Origin of the sequence: Crossiella cryophila (assembly GCF_014204915.1) — a bacterium.
GTDB lineage: Bacteria > Actinomycetota > Actinomycetes > Mycobacteriales > Pseudonocardiaceae > Crossiella > Crossiella cryophila.
Genome location: NZ_JACHMH010000001.1, coordinates 8,066,791 through 8,091,078 on the forward strand (window position 1 = coordinate 8,066,791; position 24,288 = coordinate 8,091,078).

Sequence of the window (24,288 nt, forward strand, 5' to 3'; positions counted from 1 at the left end):
GGTGCCACTGCAAACGGCGGCACAGTTGGACCATGACACCGATACAGCGTACGCAGGACGCGGTGCGGATCCTGTGCGACGCCTTCCTGGAGGACGCCCCCATGCGGTGGCTCTTCCCCGGACCGCCCGAACAGCGACGGCTCAGCGCGGGCCGATTGTTCGAGGGGGCGGTGGCCGAATCCGCCGCGGCGGGCACGCTGGCGATGACCGGCGCGGACGCGGTCGCGGTGTGGCTGCCGATGCCGGTCGGGGCGCACGTGGCCCCGCCGCCGGAGGTCGAACTGCCCGAGCGGGTGCGGATCATGGTGGAGTTGTTGGCGCAGCGGCATTCCACCGACCGCGCGCACCTGTACCTGGCGTTCCTGGGCGTGGCGCCGGAGCGGCAGGGGGCCGGGATCGGCGGCGCGTTGCTGGCCGAGGGGTTGCGGCGGGCCGACGCCGAGGGGCTGCCCGCCTACCTGGAGGCCAGTTCGCCCCGCAATGTGCCGCTGTACGAGCGGCACGGCTTCCACCGGCTCGGCGAGCCGGTCCACCTGCCCGATGGCCCGCCGGTGTGGCCGATGTGGCGCGAGAACAAGGAGAACTGAGATGGGGCAGCAGATCGTCGCCGGGGGCGGCGCGGCGGATTTCGCGACGGTGCGGCTGTTGAGCGCCGAGGGCGACCAGCACGCGATCGGGCGAACGCTGGCCGAGGCGGCCCGGCAGACCTACGGCTGGCGGCCGATCCCGGCGGACCGGCGCAAGGCGCGGGCCCGGCGGCGCTGGTTCGAGCGGAACTGGCCACAGCACCACGAGCGGATGCGCGGCGCGGCTTCCTTGCTGGGGCTGGACTTCACCGCCGATGAGTACTATGTGGACTGTCTGTACCCGCTGCCGGCCGGCTCGGCCTGCTCGGCGAGCACGGTGCCGCCGGGACTGACCGAGGAGGGCCGCGGCCTGCTGGGCCGCAACTACGACTTCTTCACCACCACCAGGAACGAACTGTTCGCGATGATGACCGGCGCGCCGCCGCCCGCCGAGCGCGGCGAGCCGTGGGCCGGCCGTCCGACCATCGTGCACAGCAGGCCGACCGACGGCCCGGCCACGCTGGTGCTGACCATGGACACCCTGGACGGCTGCATGGACGGGATCAACGAGCACGGCCTCGCGGTAGTGCTGCTGATCGCGGACGCGGAGAACACCAATCCGCCCACCGATGAGACCCCGCAGGTCGGGCTGGCCAGTGTGCAGCTGCCCCGGTTCCTGCTGGACACCTGCGCGAGCGCGGAACAGGCCAGGGCGGCGCTGCTGGATGTGAAGCAGTACGACCAGGGTTCGCCGCTGCACTACCTGATCGCGGACGCCAGTGGCGATTCGTTCGTGTGGGAGCGCGGGCCGGGCGGGGACGAGCACATCACCGACGGCCAGGGCGCGCTGTGCGTGACCAACCACCTGCTGCACCGGCACCCGGACGCGGCGAACCTGCCGCCGGACAACCCGGAGACCATGCTGAGCTACCAGCGCTACCAGCGGCTGGCCAAGAGCACCGGCGCGACCATGTCCGGGCCCGCCCTGCGCGAGGCCCTGGACGAGATCGGCTTCGACGCGGACTCCCCAACCGACTACCCGGTCCGCACCCTGTGGCGCACCGTGTTCGACCTGGGGGCGCGCACCATGTCGACCCGGTTCTACCTGGATGACCAGCGGCAGAGCGCGGAGCTGACCTACTCGGTCTGAACCCAGGCGAACCCGGGTCCGTGGTGGACCCGGGTTCGTCCGTCAGCACACCGCGGCTCAGCCCGGCAGCCCGACCAGCTCCTCGTTCTCGGAGAGCAGCTCGATCTCGACGTCGAAGTCGACCGGCGATTCCGGCTGCACCACCTCGGCCGGCGGCGCGGGGACCGGGTCCACGGCCGCGGAGGCGTTGGGGGCGAACAGGATCAGGGCGGTGCCGGAGAGCAGAGCGGCAACCACGGTCCAGAGCTTGCGCAAGACGCAGGTTCCATTTCTCGAGGTTCGACTGTGGGTGCCCGCCAGAGTTTTCCGGCCCCACCGCGATTTGCCAACCCGCTCGATCGGGTGTCGAGGTGCCAACGGGTGTCTCACCCGGGCTGAATGCCAGTCCGCCGACGTGCGCCGACAACCAGTCGAGGCTGGCATACCCTCGACCGGCCAACCATATCGGCAGCACGCCGGACAGACCTGGCACGGTGCTTTCTGAGAGCACCGTGATGAAGTCCGCTGGGAGAACAGCGAACCGGAAAGCTTCGGGTACAACGTCATCAGCGACAACGTCCACAGAGGACGCTGCCACGGTGCGTGCGACCCCGGCGGCCCGGTCGAACGGCGGATGGGCCAGCGCGGTTGGCACTACCGTACACCCTTGGCCAAACCCGGCCAGCCAGGCTGGGCCCGTGACCTCGGTCTCCACCCCGGCCGATACCGGCGGCGGCCCTGGTCAGCGCGGGTGGCGGGCGCCGTTGAAGTTGACCCGGATCGAGTAGACCGAGCTGGTCGCGCAGATGTAGAGGTGGTTGCGCTTGGGCCCGCCGAAGGTCAGGTTGGCACAGACCTCGGGCACCCGGAGCTTGCCGAGCAGCGTGCCGTCCGGGTCGAAGCAGTGCAGCCCGTCCCCCGCGGCCAGCCAGACCCGGCCCAGCTCGTCCAGCCGGATCCCGTCCGGATTGCCCGCGCCGCAGTCGGCGAAGACCTCACCACCGGCGAGGGTTCCGTTGTCCCGCACGGTGAACCGCCGGATGTGCCGACCACGGGTGTCCACAATGTACAAAGTCCGCTCATCGGCGGAGAAGGCCAGCCCGTTGGGCCGGACGAAGTCGTCGGCGACCCGGGTGACCGCGCCGTCCGGGTCGAGGCGATAGACGTGACAGCCGTCGGTCTCGCTCTCCGCGCGGTTGCCCTCGTAGTCGCTGTCGATGCCGTAGCTGGGGTCGGTGAACCACAGCGAGCCGTCGGCGCGTTCGACGATGTCGTTGGGACTGTTGAGCTTCCGCCCCTGCCACTGATCGGCGAGCACGGTGATCGAGCCGTCGAACTCGGTGCGGGTCACCCGGCGCGCACCCTGCTCGCAACTCACCAGCCGACCGCGGCGATCCACGGTGTGGCCGTTGCTGTAGTTGGCGGGCTGCCGGAAAACGCCGACCGCACCGGTGGTCTCGTCCCAGCGCAGCATCCGGTCGTTGGGGATGTCGCTGAACACCAGATACCGCCCGGCCGGGAAGTACGCGGGCCCTTCCAGCCAGCGCCCGCCGTCGAAGAGCACCTCCAGATAGTCATCACCCCCGACCCGCCGGAACCGCTCATCCAGCACCTCGAACACGGCCTTGACCCGATCAGCCATCTCACCCTCCCCGCAGAACTACGTTCAGCAAGAAGCTAACATGACCATATGAGGTTCTGTCGATGACCGATGACACAGATCGCGCCCTACTCACCGAGCTACAGCGCGACGCCACCCAGTCCTACGCCACCCTGGGCGCCGCGGTCGGCCTGTCCGCCGGCGCGGCACACGAACGGGTGCGCAAACTGCGCGAACGCGGGGTGATCCGCCGAACCACCATCGAGGTCGACCCCGCCGCGGTCGGCGCGGGCGTGCTGGCCTTCGTCCTGGTGGAGTCCAACGCCTGGATGGGCGCGGCGGAGACCAGCGAGACTTTGGCCGCCCTGCCGGAGGTGCAGGAGGCGCACATCGTGGCAGGCGCGGCGTCGGTGCTGATCAAGGTCCGCACCGGCACCACCGAGCAGTTGCAGGACGTGCTACGCCGGGTGTTCGCGGTGCCGGGCGTCAGCGGAACCCAGACGGTGATGTCACTGGAGACCATGTTCGAGCGCTCGGTCCACTGTGGACAAAAAGGTCCCGCAGGCGCGCCGGGCTGACAGACGGCGCGCCCACGGGAGTTCGGAGACCGGTCAGTCGCCGGTCAGAACCAGTGTGGCCGGCCGCCCACGGCCCGGCCGGTACCGCCGAGGACCGCGAGAACCAGCCCGATCACGACCAGCACCATGCCGATCGTCCACAGGACGGAAATGTCGGCCAGGAATCCGATGAGGAGCAGGATCGCGCCGAGAATGATCACGGGTTGCCTCCCTGGGGTGTACGGGACGCAGACTGGATTACCGTTCTACGCCAGGCCAAACCTGGCGTTCGGGGGCGACTGGGTGCGGCCGTTCGGCGCAGCTACCGTCGAGGAGGAGAGTCTTCACGCACCTTCACTCCCCTGTCGCGCAGGCTCGTGAAGTCCACCTGCCCGTAGGTGTTGTTGGTACGCAGGGTCTCCAGTCGAGGAAGCTCAAGCAACGGGCTGAGATCAGTGTCGGCCGTGACCTCCCGGATATGCAGTAACCGCAACGCGGGCAACTCAGCCAACGACCTCAGATCCTCACCGGTACACCCACCTCCGAGCGCCAAGACCTCAAGCTTGTGCAACCTGGCCAAAGTACTCAGGTGCTCGATCTCGCTGACGTTGTGCAACTCCAGAGTGTCAAGTGCCGGAAACAGCTCGACCAGCCGATTCAGATCGATCTTGGAATTCCTCCCCAAGCCAAGCCCGGTGAGACGAGGGAGGCCTGGTAGCTCATCAACCTGAGCAGCCCCGAACCAGAGCATGAGCCTCCGGAGTCCTTGGAGGAGCGGAAGATACGGAACCAGCTCCGCGTCGCGGATGACAATCCAGCCCGGATGAAGCGGGGCCTCGGCCAGAACATCACGCGCGTACGGGCCGGGATCGAAGCTCCTCCATGCGGCAAGGAGATCTCGCTGAATCGACTTCCGACTGTCAGTGGCATAGCCGCTCAGCATCCGTTGCGCCTTCGGTCCACCGATCATCGCGATCACCTGGACGCTGCTCGCTGCAACGATGCCAGGGAGCGACTCGATCCGGTCGGGCAGGAAGTCCAGGAGCCACTCGCCCGCAGCCGCAAGACCGAGAACCTCGTCCGACGAAGCCGGTGGCAGCAACTCGGCGGCAACCTTCTCGATGCGCCGCCGCAACTCCTGTTGAATCGGCCTGGGATTGGCCATCGCCATGAGCACCAGCAGCCGGAGCCGGCGTGCGATCTCGGGTGGCTCTCGCTCGGCACGGTCAAGCAGGCCATCGAACAGGGTGGCTCGCTGCGGCCCGGTTGCCTGGCCCGGGGTCATCAGCACGACCTCGCGCCAGGAGGGTTCGTGGGCTTCCTTCACCAGCCGAGGAATGTGGTTCTCCTCCACGATCTCCTTGGCGGCCAAGAACTCCTGCAGGGTGAGGTGCACGAAGTCGATCCGGCCGAGCATCGGTTCGCGGATCATCCCGCTGCGCTCCAGCAGGTAGTCCAGGATGATCTTGCCGCTGAGGTTCTTGCCGGTCAGCCGGATCATCGCCCTGGCGGTTTCGGCGAACTTCTCCTCTACCTGCTCTCTGTCCATTTCGGATAGTTCATTGAGGGTCAGGTGCCACGCCAGTCGTTGCAGCAAGGTCTGTTTCGCTTGCAGGTCAAGCAGGTCGTCCAGTTCGGAGCGGATGTTCCTGCTCTGGTCCCGGTTCACCAGCAGCATTTCCAAAGCGGCCTGGTACAAACTGTTGCGGTCCTTGGGAAGTTGCGTCTCCCGGTCCAGGTTCAGCGCGCACAACATGGCGCACAGCAGCGGGCTGGTGGCGAGTGCCCGCAGATGCTCGTGGACCGAGAGCCGTTGCAGCAGCTCCATCTGGAAGGCCGGGAGGTCCTCGTCAGCACAGCTCGCCCGCCCCTTGATGGCCTTGTGCCAGCGAAGAACGAACTCCTGGACCTCCTGCGAACCCATCGGCCGGACCGAGGCCGAGCAGAATTCCTCTTCATCAAGCCAGTCCTGGGCTGCTGCCGCCGGGCGCGAGGTGATGACGTAACAGACGTCCGGATAGGCGCGGGTCAGTCCGCGCAACCAGGTACGCACCTGCTCGCGCCGACCATGCGGTAGTTCGTCGACCCCGTCCACCAGCATGAGCGCCTGGCCGGACAGCAACTGGCGGTGCACCCAGCCCGCGGGCAGGAGCTGGTACAGCGGATCCGTCTCCCTGGCGAAGAACTCGTCCGGGCGCGGCAGGCGATCAGCCTCGGCGAAGCTGCGCAGCTTGATCAGCAGCGGCACCCGGCCGTTCCAGTCCGCCAGCTCCTCGGCGAACCGGCCGCCTGCCGCGGTCACCGCCAGCCACCGGAGCAGGGTGCTCTTGCCACAGCCCGCCTCGCCGCGAATGAACGTTCGGCGGTGCGTACCCAGGATCTTGGACAGGCGGTCCTCGTCACCGTCGTCCGCGCGGAGGTTTAGGTAGGCCACGCTCAGCCGCACCGAGGACCGCTGGCTCACCGGCACCCCCAGCAGATCCAGGCTGTCCATCGTCGAGGTGATCAGCTCCAGGTACCGGAAGCGGAAGTCCTCGTCCTGCTCGGCGCCCTCCGGCGCGTCCAGGCTGGTGAACGGCAGCCGGTCCAGGATCCGGTTGACGTTGTCGGCCAGGGCGGTGAGGCGGGAGAGCAGTTCCAGTGCGGCGCGGGGCTGGAATGGGTCGAGTTGGATGACCATCCGGACCAGGCACAGGCAGGCGATATCCAGCAATCGGGTGTAAACAATCTCGCCGTCCGCGGACAAACCGTCCGGTCGGTTGGTTCGGTTGCGGACCGAACGGGCGAGTTTGCGGTGATCCAGGTCGGTGTCGAAGAGGGTTTCGTCGGTCAGGTCGTGGGTGGAGAGGGCTTCGCCGTCCGCGGCCAGGGCGGCGGTCACCTCCGCTTCCGGTAGATGGCGGAATTCCTGGAGTGGGAAGCGCTCGAAAACGTCGGTGATCATGCGTTCGAGTTGCTCGCGCACCTTCCGGCGGGCGAGGAAATCCCCGCCCGTGGCTGTGACCAGCTCAGACAGCTCGGCGAAGCGGTGTTTGCGGGCTTTCAGGTCCGGCAACAGGGGCCGGATGACCTGGATGACGGCCTGGGTGGCGACGCGGAGCAGGGACGTCTCGATGCCGGTCACCGGCAGAGGTTATGTCCTCCGATCCGCCAATTGTGTGCGCTGGCGCACGGTGGTAGTCCATTCGGCGACTTGCCCCGGACCGGGTCACTGGCATCAAATCGGGGTCCTGGGGCGAGGGGTATGGGAGTGCTGTGGCGGAGCATCCGCGGGGCGAGACGATGGAACGGCCAGACGTGGGCAAACGCGGGCGGTGGGCCTGGCTTGACCCGCGATTCATGCTGGCGGAGAACGGCGAGCAACGGACCCGGTGGTTCATCGCGGTCATCCTGTTCGTGCAGCGGGCCTCCTACCTGATACCCGCCTCGATCGCGATGGCCAGCGCCGACCTGCACCGGCACTCCAGTCCCACGCTCAACGGCGCGCTGCTGGCCGGGGCCTGGCTCTGGCAGGGCTATCTGGTCTACCGGATGCGCAGGCACGGCTGGTTCTCCTACCGAACGGTCGGTATGGACGTCGTGCTGGCCTGTCTGCTGATGACCGTGGTGACCTCCAACGTGCAGGCCGGGTTCGAGTTCACCACCGTCAACTGGGCGCCGAAATACGCCCTTGGCACCGCGGCGCTGATCGGCGCGGTGCTGCCGCTGCGCTGGGCGGTGCTGGTGGAGGTGGTGCCGATGGCCTGGTACGTGCTCACGCTGAGCGCCGAGACCCAGCCGGACCAGCCGCTGCTGCCCGCGGTGGTCGGGCACCTCAACTCCTGCATCTTCTTCGGCGCGATCCTCTACTTCATGAACCGGTACCTGGCCGCGCAGGCCAAGTACCTCGACGAGCAGACCGAGGCCCGGTTGCGCGCGGAGACCCGGCAGGCCGCCGAGCGCGCCAGGTTCGAGACCCGGACCAGGCATTACCGGGCCCTGCACGACAACGCACTGGCCACCCTGACCGCGATCGCCATGGGTGGCCTGGACCACCGGGGCGAGCAGGTGCGGAAACGCTGCGCCAAGGACGCGGAGTACGTGCGGCGGCTGATCGCGGCCGACACCACCAACTCCTTCACCGGCCTCGGCGACCGGCTGGCCGAGGTGGTCACCGACGCCGAAGCGCTGGACCTGCGGGTGCGCTACATGCCCGACACCGTGCCGGGGCACCTGCCGCACCACGTGGTCGAGGCGGTGGCGGATGCCTGCCGGGAGGCGCTGAACAACGTGGCCAAACACGCCGGCACCGATCAGGCCTGGCTGACCGTGTCCTGGGTGGAGGACACCCTCAGCGTGCGGGTGGTCGACCGCGGCCGCGGCTTCGACCCGATCCGCACCCCGCGCGGGCAGGGGCTGAAGTCCTCGATCAGCGGGCGGATGCGGGAGATCGGCGGCAGCGTGCAGGTGGACTCGATGGCCGAGAACGGGACCTGCGTCGAACTGGTCTGGTCGCACGTGCCGTGACCCGTTCTGTCCATTGCGGACAGAGAGTGGACAGTGATACGGGGTATCCCCCTTTCCGACGAAAGTCGTGGCCGGGGGCTGCCTTCGCCGGTGGCCGGATACCCGGCGGGGGTGTTGGCTGGGAGACCACCCTGTACCGCCGCCGTTTGAGGAGTCCACCATGAGGAGACGACTTCGGCTGCTGCTCGCCGCGACCACCGTCGCGGCGTTACCCCTGGGGACCGCTGCCGCCGAACCGGCCGCGGTCCGCGTGATCGCACAGAACCTGGCCTACACCTGGGGCGTCGGATTCCTGCCCGACGGCTCCGCGCTGGTGACCGAACGCAACAGCGCCAGGGTGCTGGCCATCAAGGGCACCGCGGTCAGCACCGCCGCGACCATTCCCGGCGTACGACCGGCAGGCGAGGGCGGGCTGCTGGGCATCGCGATCTCGCCCAAGTACGCCAGCGACGGCCTGATCTTCGTCTACTACACCGCCGCGAGCGACAACCGGATCGCCCGCTTCAAGCTCGGCCAGACCCCGCAGGTGATCGTCACCGGCATCCCCAAGGCCGGCATCCACAACGGCGGCCGGCTCGCCTTCGGACCGGACGGTCACCTCTACGCGGGCACCGGCGACGCGGGCAACACCGCCAACTCGCAGAACCCCTCCTCCCTCGGCGGCAAGATCCTGCGGATGACCGCGGAAGGTCGTCCGGCCCCGAACAATCCCACCGGCACGCTGGTGTACTCGTTGGGGCACCGCAACGTCCAGGGCCTGGCCTGGGACGGCAAGGGTCGGATGTTTGCCTCGGAGCTGGGGCAGAACGCGCAGGACGAGCTGAACCAGATCCAGGCAGGCGCCAACTACGGCTGGCCGACCTGCGAAGGCCGCTGCGGCAACCCGAGGTTCAAGGACCCGCTGCTGACCTGGACCACCGCGCAGGCCTCGCCGAGCGGGATCGCGGTCTACAACAACAGCATCTACATGGCCGCGCTGCGCGGGCAGCGGCTGTGGCGGATCCCGCTGACCGACTCCGGAGTAGGTACGCCGACCGCGCTCTACCAGGGCACTTACGGCCGGATCCGGGACGCGGCGGCGGCTCCGGACAAGACGTTGTGGGTGCTGACCTCCAATGGTCCCACCGGTGTCGCCGGCGGTGACAAGGTGCTGAGCACCGACGGCTAGACCAATCAGCCTCGATCTGGCTACCGAAAGCCACAAATCCCGCCAGATTCGTGAGCCTTCTTGACTACCGGAAACCGTTTGGGCAGTTACGGTGGGGGCGCCAGACGCCACGTGCAGACCGCCGCCCTGCGCAAACTGACCTGAGCCCGTCAAGGAGTACTCGTGTTGGTGGAGCGGTCATCCGAGCTGTCCGCACTTCGGGCCGCGGTGCACGGTGCCCAGGCCGGCCAGGGCCGGACCGTGGTCATCGAAGGGCCCAGCGGGATCGGCAAGACGGCGCTGCTGGACGCGGCGGCCGAGTACGCGGTCACCGCGGGCAGCCATGTGCTGCGCGGGAGTTGCCGCGCCGAGGAGCAGGACAGCGGGCTGGGCCTGGCCGCCCAGCTCGTCACCCCGCTGCTGCGGGAGGGCGAGACCGGGCTGGACCTGTTGTCCGGCCCCGATGTCGCGGTGTGGAGCCGGTTGTGCCACCTGATGGCCGGACCGGCCGCACCCGGCCCACTGTGCGTCTTCGCCGACGACGTGCAGTGGGCCGACCGCGCCTCGCTGGACCTGCTGGTGCGCTGTGCCGGGCACACCGCCGCGCTGCCCATCGCGCTGATCGTCACCGCCAGGGCGGGCAGCGGCGAATCGCGCGCGCCCGAGGCGGCCGCGCTGCTGGATGCCACCGGCGCCGAACCGATCCGGCCGGAACCGCTGACCGAACGGGGGGTCGGGCTGCTGCTGCGCAACCGGCTCAACCAGCAACCGGCCGACGCCTTCACCATCGCCAGCCACCGGCTCACCGGCGGTGAACCACAGTTGCTGACCGCGGTGCTGGACTCGGTGCGGCGCAAGCAGATCGAGCCGCAGCCCGAGCAGCTCTTCGCGTTGCGGGCCATCGTCGGGCAGGTGCGCACCGGACTCGCGGTGGCCCGGCTGCGCGCGGAATCGCGGGCGGTCCGCCGGCTGGCCGAGGTGATCGCGCTGCTGGGCGAATCGGCCAGTCTGGCCGTGGTGGGCGAGCTGATCGGACTGGAGCCGGAGCAGGCCGAGCGGGCCGCGGCGCGGTTGCGGCAGCTGTCCATCTTCGGCAAGGGCGAGCGGCTCACCGTCAGCGATCCCAAGGTGCGTCAGACGGTGCTGCGCTGGCTGCCCTCGCGTGATCACCACCGGCTGCGCATCCAGGCCGCGAAACTGTTGCGGGAACACGGTGAGTCCGCCGATCTCATCGCCCCGCACCTGGTCTCCGCGCGGCCGGAGGGCGATCAGCAGGCGGTGGACGTGCTGCGCACCGCGGCCGGGAACGCGTTGCGGCGCGGGGACCATCGCTCGGCCACCGGGTACCTGCGGCGGGCTTTGGCCGAGCCGCCAACGGGTTCACTGCGGGCCACCGTGCTCACCGAACTGTCCGCGGCGCGCTACCACACCGATCCGGGCGCCGCGGCGGACAGCCTGCTGGACGCGCTCTCGCTGGCGCCGACCGCGCGGGCGCAGGCGGCGCTGCTGACCAACTACCCGCACCCCACCGTGATCAGCGCGACGCCCGCGCTGGTGGGTGTGGTGAAGCGGATCGTGCCGCAGCTGTGGCCGGGTGAGGGCAGTGTGGAGCCCTCGCCGCTGCTGACCGCGGCCCGGTTGCTGGCGCTGGTGCCGGTGACCGATCCGCAGGACGCGGACACCCGGTACGGGTCGGTGCGGCGCAGCGTGCACCAGCAGTGGAACAACCTCAAGGCCACCAGGGTCGGCAGGCAGCTGCTGGCGGTGGAGGCATACAACCAGGCCATCCGGTGTTCCGGGGAGATCGACCAGATCCGGGCGCTGGCCCGGCTCTCCCTGACCGACGCGCCGGACACCGCGGAGTTCCTGACCTCGCCGCTGCTCTACGGCGGGGCGGCGCTGGCGCTGACCGACGATCTACCCGAGGCGCTGGCCGCGCTGGACGCGCCGATCGTGGACGCGCAACGGAAAGGCTCCACCGCGCGGCTGGTGACCGGGCTGAGTTACCGGGCGATGATGCTGATCCGGCAGGGCCGGGTGCAGGACGCGATCGGCGAGGCGCGGCTGGCCGCCCGGTTGCTGCGCAAGGTGCCCGAGCACCCAAACCGGGGCGCGGTGGTGATCGCACTCGGCGGGGCGCTGCTGGAGAACGGCCGGCCGGAGCGGGCGGCGGCGGTGGTGCACAAGTACATCATCGACCGCGGCGGCAGTTTCCAGGAGTGGGACCAGGTTTTCGCCCTGTCCGGCCGGATCCGCCTGGTACAGAAGGACGCCACCGGCGCCCTGCGCGACGCCCTGGACTGCGGGCGGCGGCTGGCCGAGGTCGGCTGGACCTATCCCGGTTGCGTGCCGTGGCGTTCGGTGGCGGCCATCGCGCACCTGATGCTCGGGCAGACCAGGGAGGGCTGGCCGCTGGTGGAGGAGGAACTGGAACGGGCCCGCAGCTGGGGTTCGCCGGAGCCGCTGGGCGTGGCCCTGTGCACCGCGGCCCGCCTCACCGGCCACCGGGCGGGGTTGCGGTACCTGGACGAGGCGGTGACGGTGCTGCGCGGCCGGACCAGCAGGCTGGAACTGGCGCGGGCGCTGATCCAGCGTGGCAAGGCCCGGCACGAGCTGGAGGTGGCGGGCGCGGACGAGTCACTGCGCGAGGCGTTGCGCCTGGGCGAGCGCTGTGCGGCGCCGCGGGTGGTGACCAGGGCGCGGGCGTTGTTGCGGGAGTTCGGGTTCCGGGCCGATGGCGGGGGTGAGCTGAGCCGGACGGAGTTGCGGGTGGCGGCGCTGGCGGCGGAGGGGCATACGAATCAGGAGATCGCGGAGCGGTTCCATGTGGGGCTGCGGACGGTGGAGATCCATTTGACGCACGCGTACCGGAAACTCGGCATCCGCGGCCGCGGCGAACTCGCCGAAGCCCTCGCCAAGGCCAACTAACCCCGCCCGCGCGCTCGGGGCTGGACGTGCGGCGGGGCGGGGCGCGTGCCGCGCGGGGCGGGGCGTGCGGTGAGGTGTGCGGTGAGGCGAAGCGGGGCGTGCGGCGGGGCAGGACGCAGGACGGGGCGCGGGGCCGAGAGGCGGAGCAGAGCGGGGCGGTCGGCTGGGCTGGGCGCAGGGCGGCGCGCGGTGGCGCGGTGCGGGCGGAAGGCACGGGACAGACCCAGTGTGTTGGCCGTTCTCGTACGGCACGTTGGCCGTTCCGAGACACCGCAGCGCGGCACGACGCGTCCCGCCGGGCCGTCCCGGGCCGAGCCGAGCCAGCTCAGTCGGCGTGTTGGCCGTTCTGGTACGCCGTGTTGGCCGTTCTCGTACGGCACGTTGGCCGATCCGGTACGGCACGGGCCGCCCACGGCGGAGTGTTGGCCGCTCCGGGACGGTGAGTTGGCCGCTCCGGCCGGGTGTGTTGGCCGGTCCGAGACGGCGAATTGGCCACGCTGGCCAGGCGTGTTGGCCGGACTGGGGCCGCGTGTTGCCGGACTCGGGCGGCGTGTTTGCCGATGTCGTACACCGTGTTGGCCCAACTCGGCGTACGAGTTGGGCCAACACTCCGTACAAGTTCGGCCAACACGCCGGCGGGGGTTAGCCGGTTCGGCGGCGGCGGGGGATTTGGCGGGAGATGCCGTTGGCCGGGGCGTCGAGTTCGGCTGGTTCGGTGAAGGACCATTGGCGGGTGGGGGGTTTGGGGTCCATCCGGGGGATCGGGCGGGGCGGGGCCGGGAGGGGGACCGAGGGTGGGCCGCTTCGGCGGGGGACGGGTGCCGGGGCCGGGAGGGGGCCGGAGTTGCGGTCGATGGGGCGGGGCGGGGCCGGCGAGGCGGGGAGGGGGCCGGGGATTCCGTTGCCGGGCCAGGAGCTGGCCGCCGCTGACACCCGGCCGTCGCGGGCCGCGGCCGGGACCGGGACACCGCGGAGCGGGGTGCCGTTGGCGGGAGCCGGACCGTTGGGGGCGGTGCCGTTGCGGGCGCCGGCGTTGGCGGCCGGGCCGTTGGCGGCTGGGCTGTTGGGGGCTGGGCTGTTGGGGGCTGGGCGGAGGTTGGGTGCCGGGAACGGTGGGGGTGTCACCGGTCCCGGCACCCGGCCCCGCGCTGAGGGAGGACGCGCGGGGGTGATGGTGGCGACCGATTCGCGGTCGGGGGCGTGCAGTCTCGGCCGGGTCTGGCGGTCGAGTTCGGCGGTCCAGGACAGCAGGGCCTGGGGACTGTTGAGGGCGACCAGGCCGACCAGTCTGCCGCCGCTGACGAAGCCGGTGACGCTCTGGTCGGTACGGGAGGAGGGCAGCAGCTGCACCGTGTCCTCGCCCAGCGCGGGGATGCCCGCGCCCTGGATGCGCATTCCGTGCTGTTCGGACCAGAACCTGGGGATGGGGGTGAAGGGTTTGGCCGCGGCGCGGCCGGCCAGGAGGCTTTCGGCGGCGTGGCGGCCCATCTCGATGGCGTTGAGCCAGTGTTCGACGCGGCGGGGGCGGGCGTCGAAGCGCAGGTTGGGCCAGCGGGCGACATCGCCAGCGGCCACGATGTCGCCGCGGCCCAGCACGTGACAGGTGGGTTCGCACACCACGCCGTCGTCGATGGTCAGGCCGGAGCCGCGCAGCCAGTTCACCGCGGGCACCGAACCGGCGCACACCACCACCGCGCCGGCCACGAGCACCTTGCCGGAGGACAGGTTCAGCACGATCCCCTGCTGCTGCGGCAGCCAGTGCAGGACCTTCTCCCCCAGCTCCAGGCTCACCCCGTTGCCGCTGTGCAGGTCGGTGATCCGCTCGGCCAGCTGCGGGCCGACCGCCTTGCCCAGCAACACCTTCGAGCGGCCGATGATGGTGACCTCGCCGCCGAGGTGGTGGGCGGTGGAGGCCAGTTCGCAGCCGATGAACCCGGCGCCCAGCACCACCAGCGGACGCCGGGTGCGTTGCAGGTTCTGGCGCAGGGCGAGGGCTTCGTCGACGGTGTGCAGGAAGTGCACCCTCGGGTCGTGCACCGGGACCCCTGGCAGGTGCCGGGGTTCCACGCCGGTGGCGATGACCAGGCCGTCGTAGCGCAGCTCCTCGCCGCCGGGTAGGTGCACCACCTGGCGACGCGGGTCCATGCCCAGCACCGGGGTGTTCAGCCGCCAGGTCGCGTCCAGCTCGGTGTAGCTGGGCAGCAACAGATCGCTGGGCCGCAGCTTGCCGCACAACAGCTGCTTGGACAGCGGCGGCCGGTGATACGGCGGCGTCGGTTCGGCGCCGACCAGCACGATCTCGTCGTTGAACCCCAGCTCCCGCAGGCGTTCCGCGGTCCGCAGGCCGGCCACACCGCCGCCGACCACCACCACGCGTTCCCGTTTCCTCACTTGACACCACGCTCCTGGACGGTGATCGCGCGCATCGGACAGCACCGCGCCGCGGCCTTGGCCTGGGTGGCGAACTGCGCGTGCGGGCTGGTGTCGTACCGCAGCCGCCCGTCCTCCACCAGTTGGAACACCTCCGGCGCCGCGGTCTCGCAGATCCCGTACCGCTGGCACCGCTCGTTGTCCACGCTGACCCCGACCTTCCCCGCCCTCGGGTTGGGCGGGGCGGCCGGATCCTGTTGCGCCACCGGCTGCACCGCCGGTTCGGCCGAGACCAGGCCGACCTTGGTGAGCAGCCGCGGCGGCAGGAAGCGCAGCGCGGTCAGCGTGATCACCGGCACCACCAGGGTGATCCCGGCGGTCTGCAACAGCGCCAGGTTGCCGTTGGCCGCCGCGCCCAGCCAGGCGTGCACCACGGTCAGCCCGACCGCGAGGTAGCCGAGCTGGTGGAAACGCAGCCAGGTCCGGTAGACCAGCCACCGGCGCACCGCCACCGAGATGGCCACCGCGGTCATCAGCTGTAAGCCGATGATCCCGGCCGCGTGCCGGGCGAAGCCGCCCTCGGCGAACGGGACCATGATCTTGACCACGCCGAAGTCGATGTCGGTTGCGAAGATGAAGGCGAAACCGTGCAGCGCGCCGAAGGCGATGGTCATCACCGCCAGCATCATGTGCCCGCTGCGCAGGGCCTGTCTGCTGGTGGTGCGCCGCACCCACCCGGTGGCGGTCAGCACCCCCCAGACCAGGGTGAAGCACATCATGGCGTAGGCCAGCCGCGCGGAGAGCGCGGCAACCTGACGAACGCCGACGTCGTGCGGTGAGTTCTGGGCGAGAATCCCGCCCAACTCGGAGATGTCGGCGAGTTGGCTCAACACCGGATGCCTCCAGCGACTCGGGAGAAAATGGGGGCGAGGCGAAACCCGGGCGGCGTGGTGGGCGCCCCTGCCCGGCCGTGGCGAACGGGGAGGCACGGCCGGGCAGTGCGAATCAGCGTCAATACCTCCTCTCTTTCAGCAGCTCAATTACATTGTTGGCGCGCTGAACGAATTGCGGAGGCGTGCTCTACTGGAACAATTCCATTGTTGGACTCGCTCCAGAATGTGCCGGGTCGGCTATCGGGACTGCACGAACCGGACCACTCCGATGGTGGCCGCGGCCAGTCCGGTGCACAGCAGCAGCACCAGCAGGATCATCCCGCCGCCACCGGCGTCCTCACTCCAGGAGGACGAACTGGCATTGGCCACGTCCCTGGACTGCGGTTCGTCGACGGGCTGCTGGGCGGGCGCGGCCGGGGTCGGCTTGGCCTTGACCGAGGGTTTGGCCGCGGCAGGCGCCTTGGTGCTGCCCGGCACCGCGGCCCCTCCGGTGCTCGGCGCGGCGGCAGGGGGTTTGGCCGCGTCCGGGTTGGGCGCCAGCGGCAACTCCTCGAAGTTGACCATCTTGGTGCTCTCCAGCAGCGTCATGTGCCGCATGACCGCGTTGATCGCCTCCTGGGCGAACTCGCGGACCAGGGTGTTGCGGGTGCCGGAGCGGACCGCGGCGACCACGGTGAAGACCTTGCCGTGCGCGGCGCGCAGCCGGTCGGCGAAGAGCTGGTCGAAGGCAGGGCCGGTGGCCCCGCGCAGTTCGGCCATCCAGCCCTGCTGGTCCGCGTTGGGCTCGGCCGGCAGCTCGACCGCGAGCTGGCCTGCCACCTTCTTCACCCTGGTGTCGAGCACCTCGTGGTCCTTCATGATCAGCCTGCCGACCTCCTTGACCCGCGGCGCGGCCGCCCTGACCTGGGCCTCATCGCCCATGGGCATCTCCCACAGGCCGGCCTGGCGGACCTTGACCAGCAGGTCCCGGTCGGCAGGGCCGAGTGGTCCGCACTCGGTCTGGGTCCAGCCCGAGCCTGAGGTCTCCTCGTCGAGCTGGGTCACCGGCGAGGTGGGCGCCGGGGCCTTGGCCGACGGCGGGGGCGCGGCCGGTTTGGAGCTGGCGGGGGGTGGCGGCGCCCCCGTGGGTTCGTCGGCCAGTGCGGCCCCGGCGGCGGCGAACGCGACGGCCGTGGCGGCGACGGCGAGCGCGCTCCCCCGCAGGAACCTGGACCGGACGGGTGTGTCAGTAGCCACTTGCGGTGCCTCCATTCGCCGGCGCCGCCGCCTTCTTGCCGTCAGGGGTGGCCGCGTGCCAGGTGCCGCCCTTGCCGTGTCCCCTGGACTCGCCGGGCTTGGCGTCCTGGAAGAAGCGGTACAGCGGCCAGCCGCCCACGGTCACCTGCTGCGCGCCGTCGGCCCGCTCGACGGTGCTGACCAGTGCCGGGTCGATCCCCTCGACCTGGAAGTTGCCGTCGGCGAGCACGGGCGGCCACTGCACGGCACAGGTGTCGGCGCAGTTGGATTTAGCCGGTTTGGCGGTGTCCTTGTCGAATCGGTACAAGGTATAGCCCTCGTGGTCGGTGATTACCTGACCAAGCCCGCCGACCTGCCGGGCATGCATTAACGAGCTTTCGTGGCCGGGCTGGAAACTCGGTGGGGCGCCGTTATCGCCGCTGCCGCCGCCCTGGGAGTAGGCGTCCCCGCCACAGGCGGTGGCGGACAATGCGGCGGCGCAGGCTATAGCCGCCAACGCGGCGGCCTTACTGCCGCTGATTTTCATCTCGGTCACCTTTCCTGCTGCACATCACGCCAACGCCCAGGACTACGGATCTCCCGGAAGGGTGGTTCAGGACCAAATCCGCGATTACCGAAAAAAGGTGATCTGGGTCACATACGAGGTATGAAACTACGCTGGGTCATGCCCTGGGCACAGCACGATGACGCCATGTCACAGCAACTTCTCGCCCACCACCGCAGAGCCCAGGGCCCCGCGCACCCGGGTGAAGAACTCGTCGAGTGGCTCAACCTGAACTTCGGCAGACGGCTGCTGCGCTTCACCACCGCGCTCACCGGCGGCGATCGCCAGTGGGCCGAGGACGTGGTTCAGGAGACCTGGCTCCGCGCCTGGCGCAACGCCGGGAAGCTGCGCCCCGAGACCGATCAGGTGCTGCCGTGGCTGTTCACCGTGGCCAGGCGGATCGTGGTGGACGGGGTCCGCCAGCGCCGGGCCCGGCCGACCGAGGTGGACCTGACCCAGCTCGGTGAGGCCACCGTGCGGGACGAGGCCGACCACGTGGTCATCAGCATCACCGTGGCCGATGCGCTCAACCAGCTCAGCAAGGAGCACCGGGACGCCATCCGGGAGACCTACCTGCGCGACCGCACGGTCAACGAGGCGGCCCGCATCCTGGGCGTGCCGCCGGGCACGGTGAAATCGCGGGTGTACTACGGCCTGCGCATGCTCAACCAGCTGTTGCAGGAGCGAGGGGTCACCCGGTGAGGACGGTTACATTGGCGCGCTCCGCGCGCGGGATTTTTCGCTCTAAGTCGCCCCGCCGCGTACCCGCCGCACGCGAAGCAAGCTTCGGATGCGTCGGGCACGCGGCAAGGCAACGCGAAAAATCAACCGCCCTGCTAGCCAGGAGCCCGCCGTGTCGCTGCGCGCCACGCCTCTTTCGCACGACGTGGACGGGTCGTTCGGGTCCCGGCTACTCGGCAGGCACCGCGTTGCCTGCGACGACCTGGGCGTAGGCGAGCGCGGAGTCCTTGAGCGTGCGCTGCTGGGTGGCGAAGTCCACGTGCACCAGGCCGAACCTCTTGTCGTAGCCGAAGGCCCACTCGAAGTTGTCCAGCAGCGACCAGGCCAGGTACCCGCGCACGTCGACGCCGTCCTGGATGGCGGCACGCACCGCGCGCAGGTGCGCCAGCAGGTAGGCGGTGCGTTCGGGGTCGTGCACCCGGCCCTCCGGGGTGACCTCGTCACCGGGGAAGGCCGAGCCGTTCTCGGTCACCAGCAACGGCAGTCCCGGCGCCTGGGCGGCCAGCCAGCGCAGCAGGTCGGCCAGCCCGTCGGCCTCCTGCTCCCACCCGGTGTGGGTCAGCGGTCCCTCGGCGGGCAGGATCTCCACCCCGCGCAGCCCCGGCAGCGCGCCGGGGGTCTCCACCAGCGGATCGGCGGCGGGCGCGATCCGGGTGGGGTTGTAGTAGTTGACGCCCAGCCAGTCGATCGGCGCGGCGATCTCCGCCAGGTCGCCGTCCTTGATCACCGGTTCCAGGGCGTCCAGGTGCGCGACGTCGGCGAGCACGTCGGCCGGATAACGCCCGCGCAGCACGGGTTCCAGGAACAGCCGGTGGCCGATGCCCTCGACCTTGCGCGCGGCCTCCCGGTGCGCCTGGTCCTGCACCGCGATCCGCGGCGTGCTGAAGTTGAGGACCAGGGAGAACTCCTGCTCCGGCCGGGCCTGTGCGCGCATCGCGGTGACCGCGCGGCCGTGCGCGAGCAGCAGGTGGTGCGCGGCCTTGAGCGCCGAGGCCGGGTCCACGATGCCGGGCGCGTGGATCCCGTTGCCGTAGCCCAGGTAGGCCGCGCAGAACGGCTCGTTGAACGTGGTCCACTGCTTGACCCGGTCACCGAGGTGGGCGTGCGCGATCCGGGCGTAGTCCACGAACTCGTCCACGATGTCCCGGTTGACCCAGCCGCCCCGGTCCTGGGATGCCTGCGGCAGGTCCCAGTGGTAGAGCGTCACCATCGGCTCGATGCCCGCCTCGAGTAAGGCGTCCACCAGGCGGTCGTAGAAGGCCAGTCCGCGCGGCTCGACCGCACCGGCGCCGGTGGGCTGGATCCGCGGCCAGGACAGGGAGAAGCGGTAGGCGGCCACCCCGAGCCGCCGCATGATCGCGATGTCCTCCGGGTACCGGGTGTAGTGCTCGCAGGCGGGTTCGCCGGTGTCGCCGCCGTCCACCTTGCCCGGGGTGGCCGAGAAGGTGTCCCAGATGGACGGTCCGCGTCCGTCCACTGTGGTCGCGCCCTCGATCTGGAAGGACGAGGTGGCCGTGCCCCAGACGAATCCGGGCGGGAAGGCCAATGGCTTCCGGGCGCCCGCCGGGTCCGCGACGGTCAGGTCACCAGAGTCGGTTGTGGTCAAGTTCCCCTCATCCCTTGACGGCGCCCTGCATGATCCCGCCCACGATGTGCCGGGCGAGCAGCAGGAACAGCGCGATCACCGGCAGCACACCCAGTGTGGCCCCGGTCAGCATCAGCGAGTAGTCGGTGTAGTAGCCACTGGCCAATGTGGACACCGCGACCTGCACGGTCGGGCTGTCGTTGGGGTCCAGCACGATCAGCGGCCAGAAGTAGTCGTTCCAGGCGGTCATGAAGGTGAGCATGCCCAGCACCGCGGCCTGCGGGCGGATGGCGGGCAGGGCGACGGTGAAGAAGGTGCGCAGCACCGAGCAGCCGTCCACCCTGGCCGCCTCGATCAGCTCGTGCGGCACGGTCTCCTCGCAGGCCTGGCGCATCATGAACACCCCGAGCGCGCCCACCAGCGCGGGCAGGATGACCGCCTGCAGCTGGCCGTACCAGTCCAGTTCGGACATCAGCATGTACAGCGGGATCACGCCGAGCTGGGTGGGCACCATGGCGGTGCCGACCACGATCAGGAACAGCGAGTCCCGGCCGCGGAAACGCAGCCGGGCGAAGGCGAATCCGGCCAGTGAGGACAGCAGCACGTTGGCCACCGCCACGGTGGAGGCGATGATCAGCGAGTTCTGGATGGCCAGCCAGAAGTCCACGGTGTCGAAGACCCTGGCGATGTTGGCGAACAGGTTGCCGCCGGGGATCAGCGGCGGGACCCGGTCGCCGATCGCGGAGTTGTCCTTGGAGGCCACCACGAAGGAGAAGTACAGCGGGAACACCGAGGCGAGCAGGACCGCCGAGAGCAGGCCGTAGACCAGGAATCCCGGTCGTTTGGTGGTCAGCACCGGCGCCTCACCCCTTGGACGCGATACGCCGCGCCAGCGTGAAGTTGATCAGGGCGAAGATCAGCACCACCAGGAACAGCACCCAGGCGATGGCGGAGGCGTACCCCGCGTCGAACAACCGGAAACCCTTCTCGTACAAATACATCGTCAGGGTCTGGAACTGCCGGTCGCTGCCGCCGACCCCGGAGGCGCCCTTGGGGTCGAACAGGGTGGGCTCGACGAAGAGCTGCATGCCGCCGATGGTGGAGACCACGATGGTGAACAGGATCGTGGGCCGGATGCTGGGCACGGTGATGGACCAGAACATCCGCCACCGGGACGCGCCGTCCACGGTGGCCGCCTCGTAGAGGTCCTTGGGCACCGACTGCATGGCGGCCAGGTACAGCAGCGCGTTGTAGCCGGTCCAGCGCCACATCACCATCGCGCTGACCGCCAGGTGCGAGGACCAGGTGTCGGCCTGCCAGTTGACCCGGTCCAGGCCCACCAGTTCCAGCAGGTAGTTCACGATGCCGAAGTCGCGGCCGAAGATCTGGGTGAACACCAGCGCGACCGCGACCACCGAGACCACGTTGGGCAGCAGCAGTCCGGCCCGCCAGAAGGTGCGGCCGCGCAACCCCCGGTCCAGCAACGCGGCCAGCCCGAGCGCGGCCAGCAGCTGGGGAATGGTGGAGAGCAGGAACATGCTCACCGTGTTGCCCAGCGCGTTGTAGAAGTTGGGGTCGCCGAAGAGGGCGTAGTAGTTGGCCAGTCCGACGAAGCCCTGCTGCCCGTCCACCAGTTGCCAGTCGTGCAGCGACACCCAGGCGGTGTAGAGCAACGGGAACAGCCCGAACGCCCCGAAGATCAGGAAGAACGGGGCGACGAACAGGTACGGGGTGACCTTGGTGTCCAGACGGGCCAGCGGCCACCGCCGCTTGCGCGACGGTGGCTGCTGGGGTGTCCGAAGTGGACTGTCGGTGACGGGAGCCGCCATCGAGCTACTTCACCTCGTTGCGGGACTGGGTGACCGCCTCGCCGTAGGCGGTGTCCGGGTTGGACTTGCCCTGTTCGATCCGGGCCAGTGCCTCGTTGAAGCGCGGGCGGACCTTGGAGTCGCGGGTGCCCCGGTAGTTGGGCTTGAGGCTGTCCGCGGCGGCGGCGAAGATCTGGCCGACCGGCGCGTCGTTGTAGTACGCGTCGACCTTGTTGAGCACCTCGGGGTCCTTGTAGACCGCGGGCTCGCTCGGCAGGTTTCCGGTCTTGGCGAAGATCTTCTTCTGCTGCGCGGGCGCGGTGAGGTACTTGGCGACCTCGTAGGCTTCCTTGGTGTTCTTGCCCTGCTTGGGCACGGTCAGGAACGAGCCGCCCCAGTTGCCGCTGCCGCCGGGGACCGAGGTGACGTCCCACTTGTCCGCCGCGCCCTCACCGGCGCCTGCCTTGATCTGGGCCAGTGCCCAGGCCGCGCAGGTCTCGGTGGCGAAGGTGCCCTGCTTGAGCGCGATGGTCCACTCGGGGGTGAACGGCTTGATGCCCGCGGTCTGGCCCTTGGCGCCCATGCCACCGGCGAGCAGGAAGGCTTCCTTCACCTTGGGGTTGGTGTCGGCGATGAAGCTGTCGTCGGACTTGGCGAAGTAGCCCTCTTCGCTCTGGTACAGCTTCGCGGTGTAGATGTTCTCCGCGGATCCGGCGAACTTGACGTTCGGCGTCTTCTCCTTGAAGCGGTCGGCGACCTTGGCGTACTCCTCCCAGGTCGGCCACAGCTTGGCCACCTCACCGCGTTCGGTGGGCAGGCCGGCGGCGGCGAAGAGGTCCTTGCGGTAGCAGAGCGCCAGGCTGCCCATGTCGGTGCCGAGGCCCAGGACGAAGTTGCCGTCCTCGAGGATGCCCTGGTTCCACTTCCAGGACACCCACTGGTCCTTGAGGTCCTTGGCGCCCAGGTCGGCGAGGTTGACGAACTTGTCCTTCGAGGTGCGGAACTGGGCCAGCCAGCCCTCCTCGATGGCCACCACGTCGGCCGCGCCCCTGCCACCGGCGAGCTGGGTGGCCAGCTGCGAGTGGTGCGCGTCGAACTCGAGTTTGCGCGCCTCCAGCTTGATGTTGGGGTGCGTCTTCTCGTACTCGGCGAACAGGTCCTCGTAGCCGAAGTCGCTGAACGTGCCGACCGTGATCCTGATCTTGCCGTCGTCCGCGGATCCACCACAGGCGGCGACTCCGGTGGCCAGGACAGCGGCAGCCGCGAGCGCCACCGCCCGGCGCGTCGCGTTGTTGTTCATTGGTCCTCCTCGACCGCAGTGTCGACCCAGTAGTCGGCACTGATGGATGAGAGCGCTCTCACTTTTGGGTGGTCAGGGTCACATGTCAAGTCGCGATCAACGATCCGACATCTATCCGTAACCGGCCCCGCCCAGCTCACGGCCTCCTTGTGAGAGCGCTTCCGTGCAGGTGGGCGGGGAAGTCGACCGGCTACGCTTGGCCGATCGAGGTCAGGATCGACAGGGGTGGTGCGCAGGTGGTGGAACGATCGGCAGGCCGGCCGACCCTGGAGGATGTCGCCGCGCACGCGGGCATCTCCCGGGCGACGGTCTCCCGCGTGGTCAACGGCGCGAGCCGAGTGAGCGAGCAGACCAGGCTGACCGTGCAGCGGGCGGTGGAGGAGCTGGGGTACCGGCCCAACCAGGCCGCGCGCTCGCTGGTCACCCGGCGCACCGGCACCCTGGCGGTGGTGCTGTCCGAGCCGGGCGAGAAGTTGTTCGAGGACCCGTTCTTCGCCGCGGTGATCCGCGCCGCGCACCACGAACTGTCCACTGTGGACGCCCAGATGGCGTTGCTGATCGCCCGTTCCCCCGACGAGGTCGAGCGGGTGGTGCGGTTCCTGGGTTCCGGGCATACCGATGGCGCGCTGGTGTTCACCCCGCGCCGCGGTGATCCGCTGCCGGGGGCGGTGCGTTCGCTGGGCATCCCGGTGGTCTTCGGCGGCAGGCCGTGGCGGGGCGGGCGTGGCCTGGACGTGGTGTCGGTGGACAACGAGGCCGGCGCGATGCAGGCCACCCGGTTGCTGTTGTCCCAGGGGCGCAAGCGAATCGTCACGGTGTGCGGGCCGTCGGACCAGGCCGCCGCGGTGGATCGGCTGACCGGCTGGCGGGTGGCCATGGAGCTGGGCCCGGACCAGGCCGGCGAGTGGTCCGAACCGGCCGAGTTCAACCTGGAGGGCGGCGAGCGGGCGATGACGGAGTTGCTGCGCCGGGTGCCGGACCTGGACGGGGTGTTCGCGGCCAGCGACCTGATGGCGGTGGGCGCGTTGCGCGCGTTGCGGGCGGCGGGCCGGCGGGTGCCGGAGGACGTGGCGGTGGTGGGTTTCGACGATCTGCCCTCGGTGGCCCAGCAGTCCCAGCCCAGCCTGACCACGATCCGCCAGGACCCGGGCGCGCAGGTCCGCGAGATGGTGGCCATCCTGCAGGAACGCCTGCGCGGCAACGAGTTCCGCCCCCGCAACCGCATGCTCCCGGTGGAGTTGATCCGCCGGGAATCCGCCTAGCCCCACCCCCGCGTGTTGGCCGTTCTCGTACACAGTGTTGGCCGAACTCGTACGGTGTCTTGGCCCGTACGGACGCCGCGGCGGATCTCCGCCGCCCACAACGGCCAACAACCCGT

Annotated in this window: 20 protein-coding genes; 8 read left to right on the forward strand and 12 right to left on the reverse strand. The window is 69.8% G+C overall.

Translation table 11 applies throughout. The annotated features are described in order from the left end of the window. Positions 1–32 precede the first annotated feature (32 nt). Positions 33–587 carry a GNAT family N-acetyltransferase gene (locus tag HNR67_RS34615; protein WP_185006806.1) on the forward strand — a complete coding sequence of 185 codons (555 nt, stop codon included), beginning with the start codon at positions 33–35 and terminating at the stop codon, positions 585–587. Between the two features lies 1 nt (position 588). After that, positions 589–1,716: a C45 family peptidase gene (locus tag HNR67_RS34620; protein ID WP_185006808.1), complete on the forward strand. Its 1,128-nt coding sequence runs from the start codon at positions 589–591 to the stop codon at positions 1,714–1,716. Positions 1,717–1,773: 57 nt separating this feature from the next. On the opposite strand, the gene HNR67_RS34625 is transcribed toward HNR67_RS34620, so the two are convergent. Together HNR67_RS34625 and HNR67_RS34630 are read right to left on the reverse strand one after the other, a co-directional pair. Further along, positions 1,774–1,971, reverse strand: coding sequence for a hypothetical protein (locus HNR67_RS34625; RefSeq protein ID WP_185006810.1), 198 nt, complete (start codon positions 1,969–1,971; stop codon positions 1,774–1,776). 466 nt (positions 1,972–2,437) lie between these two features. Next, positions 2,438–3,337 (reverse strand): SMP-30/gluconolactonase/LRE family protein, encoded by a 900-nt coding sequence (locus tag HNR67_RS34630; protein ID WP_185006812.1) that lies wholly within the window; start codon positions 3,335–3,337, stop codon positions 2,438–2,440. A gap of 62 nt (positions 3,338–3,399) precedes the next feature. Here HNR67_RS34630 and HNR67_RS34635 point away from each other — a divergent pair, with 62 nt between their 5' ends. Beyond that, entirely contained in the window at positions 3,400–3,873 is a 474-nt protein-coding gene (locus tag HNR67_RS34635) for an Lrp/AsnC family transcriptional regulator (protein ID WP_185006814.1), read from the forward strand. Between the two features lie 44 nt (positions 3,874–3,917). Here the strand turns inward: HNR67_RS34635 and HNR67_RS34640 are convergent, their stop codons facing one another. Together HNR67_RS34640 and HNR67_RS34645 are read right to left on the reverse strand one after the other, a co-directional pair. Further along, positions 3,918–4,073, reverse strand: coding sequence for a DUF6131 family protein (locus tag HNR67_RS34640; protein ID WP_185006816.1), 156 nt, complete (start codon positions 4,071–4,073; stop codon positions 3,918–3,920). Positions 4,074–4,174: 101 nt separating this feature from the next. Continuing rightward, entirely contained in the window at positions 4,175–6,976 is a 2,802-nt protein-coding gene (locus tag HNR67_RS34645) for an NACHT domain-containing protein (protein WP_185006818.1), read from the reverse strand. A gap of 158 nt (positions 6,977–7,134) precedes the next feature. On the opposite strand from HNR67_RS34645, the gene HNR67_RS34650 reads away from it, so the two are divergent. The 3 genes from HNR67_RS34650 (at position 7,135) to HNR67_RS34660 (ending at position 12,433) form a co-directional block, all read left to right on the forward strand. Then, positions 7,135–8,358, forward strand: coding sequence for a sensor histidine kinase (locus HNR67_RS34650; protein WP_185006820.1), 1,224 nt, complete (start codon positions 7,135–7,137; stop codon positions 8,356–8,358). A 160-nt stretch (positions 8,359–8,518) separates the two neighbouring features. Beyond that, positions 8,519–9,526, forward strand: coding sequence for a PQQ-dependent sugar dehydrogenase (locus tag HNR67_RS34655; RefSeq protein WP_185006822.1), 1,008 nt, complete (start codon positions 8,519–8,521; stop codon positions 9,524–9,526). 168 nt (positions 9,527–9,694) lie between these two features. Then, positions 9,695–12,433, forward strand: a complete 2,739-nt coding sequence (locus HNR67_RS34660) for an AAA family ATPase (protein WP_185006824.1) — start codon at positions 9,695–9,697, stop codon at positions 12,431–12,433. Positions 12,434–13,075: 642 nt separating this feature from the next. On the opposite strand, the gene HNR67_RS34665 is transcribed toward HNR67_RS34660, so the two are convergent. The 4 genes from HNR67_RS34665 to HNR67_RS34680 form a co-directional block, all read right to left on the reverse strand. After that, positions 13,076–14,824, reverse strand: coding sequence for an FAD-dependent oxidoreductase (locus tag HNR67_RS34665; RefSeq protein WP_312988718.1), 1,749 nt, complete (start codon positions 14,822–14,824; stop codon positions 13,076–13,078). Then, positions 14,821–15,696 carry a 4Fe-4S domain-containing protein gene (locus HNR67_RS34670; RefSeq protein WP_312988720.1) on the reverse strand — a complete coding sequence of 292 codons (876 nt, stop codon included), beginning with the start codon at positions 15,694–15,696 and terminating at the stop codon, positions 14,821–14,823. Before HNR67_RS34670 ends, HNR67_RS34665 begins: the two co-directional genes overlap by 4 nt. 237 nt (positions 15,697–15,933) lie before the next feature. Further along, positions 15,934–16,932 carry a DUF4142 domain-containing protein gene (locus HNR67_RS34675; RefSeq protein ID WP_185006826.1) on the reverse strand — a complete coding sequence of 333 codons (999 nt, stop codon included), beginning with the start codon at positions 16,930–16,932 and terminating at the stop codon, positions 15,934–15,936. Further along, a complete protein-coding gene (locus HNR67_RS34680; RefSeq protein WP_185011459.1) occupies positions 16,922–17,458 on the reverse strand; it encodes a hypothetical protein in 537 nt (178 codons plus the stop codon). Before HNR67_RS34680 ends, HNR67_RS34675 begins: the two co-directional genes overlap by 11 nt. A 165-nt stretch (positions 17,459–17,623) precedes the next feature. On the opposite strand from HNR67_RS34680, the gene HNR67_RS34685 reads away from it, so the two are divergent. After that, on the forward strand, positions 17,624–18,178 hold the full coding sequence (locus HNR67_RS34685; protein ID WP_185006828.1) for a sigma-70 family RNA polymerase sigma factor: 555 nt from the start codon (positions 17,624–17,626) through the stop codon (positions 18,176–18,178). Between the two features lie 208 nt (positions 18,179–18,386). Here the strand turns inward: HNR67_RS34685 and HNR67_RS34690 are convergent, their stop codons facing one another. The 4 genes from HNR67_RS34690 to HNR67_RS34705 all read right to left on the reverse strand — a co-directional run bounded on the left by HNR67_RS34690 (position 18,387) and on the right by HNR67_RS34705 (position 22,910). Continuing rightward, complete coding sequence (locus HNR67_RS34690; protein WP_185011461.1) at positions 18,387–19,763, reverse strand: GH1 family beta-glucosidase; 1,377 nt, start codon at positions 19,761–19,763, stop codon at positions 18,387–18,389. Positions 19,764–19,830: 67 nt separating this feature from the next. Further along, positions 19,831–20,655 (reverse strand): carbohydrate ABC transporter permease, encoded by an 825-nt coding sequence (locus HNR67_RS34695; RefSeq protein ID WP_221491206.1) that lies wholly within the window; start codon positions 20,653–20,655, stop codon positions 19,831–19,833. A gap of 10 nt (positions 20,656–20,665) precedes the next feature. Next, a complete protein-coding gene (locus HNR67_RS34700; protein ID WP_185006832.1) occupies positions 20,666–21,631 on the reverse strand; it encodes a carbohydrate ABC transporter permease in 966 nt (321 codons plus the stop codon). Between the two features lie 4 nt (positions 21,632–21,635). Continuing rightward, positions 21,636–22,910, reverse strand: coding sequence for an extracellular solute-binding protein (locus HNR67_RS34705; RefSeq protein ID WP_185006834.1), 1,275 nt, complete (start codon positions 22,908–22,910; stop codon positions 21,636–21,638). 236 nt (positions 22,911–23,146) lie between these two features. Between HNR67_RS34705 and HNR67_RS34710 the strand changes: the two genes are divergently transcribed. Beyond that, positions 23,147–24,172: a LacI family DNA-binding transcriptional regulator gene (locus tag HNR67_RS34710; protein WP_312988723.1), complete on the forward strand. Its 1,026-nt coding sequence runs from the start codon at positions 23,147–23,149 to the stop codon at positions 24,170–24,172. The last annotated feature ends 116 nt before the right edge of the window (positions 24,173–24,288 follow it).